Raw genomic sequence first — 2,920 nt, forward strand, 5'->3', positions numbered from 1 at the left:
TTTCCACTTAACATATATTTTGGGACCTTAGCTGTTGGTCTGGGCTGTTTCCCTTTCGACTACGGATCTTAGCACTCGCAGTCTGACTGCCGAACATGTGTATTAGCATTCGGAGTTTATCTGAGATTGGTAATCCTAGACGGACCCCTCACCCAAACAGTGCTCTACCTCCAATACACTTACATTTCGACGCTAGCCCTAAAGCTATTTCGGAGAGAACCAGCTATCTCCCAGTTCGTTTGGAATTTCTCCGCTATCCACAAGTCATCCAAACACTTTTCAACGTGTCCTGGTTCGGGCCTCCAGTGCGTCTTACCACACCTTCACCCTGCTCATGGATAGGTCACTAGGTTTCGGGTCTACATCATGATACTAAGTCGCCCTATTCAGACTCGGTTTCCCTACGGCTCCGTCTCTTCAACTTAACCTCGCATCATAACGTAACTCGCCGGTTCATTCTACAAAAGGCACGCTCTCACCCATTAACGGGCTCGAACTTCTTGTAGGCACACGGTTTCAGGTGCTATTTCACTCCCCTCTCGGGGTTCTTTTCACCTTTCCCTCACGGTACTGGTTCACTATCGGTCACTAAGGAGTATTTAGGGTTGGGAGATGGTCCTCCCGGATTCAAACTGGATTTCGCGTGTCCAGCCCTACTCAGGATACTGCTAGGTATAAGCGCTATTTCGTCTACGGGATTATTACCCTCTTTGATTAACCTTCCCAGGTTATTCGACTATAATGCTTAAGTCCACGTTGCAGTCCTACAACCCCAAGAAGCAAGCTTCTTGGTTTGCCCTTCTTCGCGTTCGCTCGCCGCTACTTACGAAATCGTTTTTACTTTCTCTTCCTGCAGGTACTTAGATGTTTCAGTTCTCTGCGTTACCTTTACATGAGCTATGTATTCACTCATGAATAACTGCTAGTAGCAGCTGGGTTTCCCCATTCGGAGACCTAGGGATCAATGCGTACTTACTGCTCCCCCTAGAATATCGTCGTTAGTCACGTCCTTCATCGGCTCTTAGTGCCAAGGCATCCACCGTGCGCCCTTATTAACTTTGCCATGATGATTTATAATCATCGTTTTTCAAGTATAAGTTTGTAAATTCTTTAAAATTCACAGCTTTTGGTTTATTTATCGTTATTAGATATTGTTATTTAGTTTTCAATGTTCAAGTGATTTTAACGTCTTGTCTGACAATGGAGCCTAGCGGGATCGAACCGCTGACCTCCTGCGTGCAAAGCAGGCGCTCTCCCAGCTGAGCTAAGGCCCCACAATCAAGAATTTGATTCTTGCTTAGGTTTATCACTAAACCCCTCAAAACTGAATAAAGTTGAATGCTCACGTCTTTGTATATATTCCTTAGAAAGGAGGTGATCCAGCCGCACCTTCCGATACGGCTACCTTGTTACGACTTCACCCCAGTCATCGGTCTTACCTTAGGAAGCGCCCTCCTTGCGGTTAGGCAACCTACTTCGGGTACTCCCAACTCCCGTGGTGTGACGGGCGGTGTGTACAAGGCCCGGGAACGTATTCACCGCGGCGTGCTGATCCGCGATTACTAGCGATTCCGACTTCATGTAGGCGAGTTGCAGCCTACAATCCGAACTGAGAATGGTTTTAAGAGATTAGCTAAACATCACTGTCTCGCGACTCGTTGTACCATCCATTGTAGCACGTGTGTAGCCCAAATCATAAGGGGCATGATGATTTGACGTCATCCCCACCTTCCTCCGGTTTGTCACCGGCAGTCAACTTAGAGTGCCCAACTTAATGATGGCAACTAACAATAGGGGTTGCGCTCGTTGCGGGACTTAACCCAACATCTCACGACACGAGCTGACGACAACCATGCACCACCTGTATCCCGTGTCCCGAAGGAACTTCCTATCTCTAGGAATAGCACGAGTATGTCAAGACCTGGTAAGGTTCTTCGCGTTGCTTCGAATTAAACCACATGCTCCACCGCTTGTGCGGGTCCCCGTCAATTCCTTTGAGTTTCAACCTTGCGGTCGTACTCCCCAGGCGGAGTGCTTAATGCGTTAGCTGCAGCACTAAGGGGCGGAAACCCCCTAACACTTAGCACTCATCGTTTACGGCGTGGACTACCAGGGTATCTAATCCTGTTTGATCCCCACGCTTTCGCACATCAGCGTCAGTTACAGACCAGAAAGTCGCCTTCGCCACTGGTGTTCCTCCATATCTCTGCGCATTTCACCGCTACACATGGAATTCCACTTTCCTCTTCTGCACTCAAGTTTTCCAGTTTCCAATGACCCTCCACGGTTGAGCCGTGGGCTTTCACATCAGACTTAAAAAACCGCCTACGCGCGCTTTACGCCCAATAATTCCGGATAACGCTTGCCACCTACGTATTACCGCGGCTGCTGGCACGTAGTTAGCCGTGGCTTTCTGATTAGGTACCGTCAAGACGTGCATAGTTACTTACACATTTGTTCTTCCCTAATAACAGAGTTTTACGATCCGAAGACCTTCATCACTCACGCGGCGTTGCTCCGTCAGGCTTTCGCCCATTGCGGAAGATTCCCTACTGCTGCCTCCCGTAGGAGTCTGGACCGTGTCTCAGTTCCAGTGTGGCCGATCACCCTCTCAGGTCGGCTACGCATCGTTGCCTTGGTAAGCCGTTACCTTACCAACTAGCTAATGCGGCGCGGATCCATCTATAAGTGACAGCAAAACCGTCTTTCACTATTGAACCATGCGGTTCAATATATTATCCGGTATTAGCTCCGGTTTCCCGAAGTTATCCCAGTCTTATAGGTAGGTTATCCACGTGTTACTCACCCGTCCGCCGCAAACGTCAGAGGAGCAAGCTCCTCATCTGTTCGCTCGACTTGCATGTATTAGGCACGCCGCCAGCGTTCATCCTGAGCCAGGATCAAACTCTCCATAAAAAAT

General features: G+C 48.8%; 1 tRNA gene and 2 rRNA genes. All 3 read right to left on the bottom strand.

Annotated features, from left to right (window positions below):
- A 23S ribosomal RNA gene (locus ABZX02_RS43750) occupies positions 1-1,063 on the bottom strand; the annotation flags it as partial.
- Between the two features lie 138 nt (positions 1,064-1,201).
- A tRNA-Ala gene (locus ABZX02_RS43755) sits at positions 1,202-1,274 on the bottom strand.
- Positions 1,275-1,367: 93 nt separating this feature from the next.
- Positions 1,368-2,916 (bottom strand): 16S ribosomal RNA (locus tag ABZX02_RS43760).
- Positions 2,917-2,920: the final 4 nt, after the last annotated feature.

The sequence above is a fragment of the Lentzea sp. NPDC003310 genome, assembly GCF_040610935.1.
In the GTDB taxonomy this organism is placed as follows: Bacteria; Actinomycetota; Actinomycetes; order Mycobacteriales; family Pseudonocardiaceae; genus Lentzea.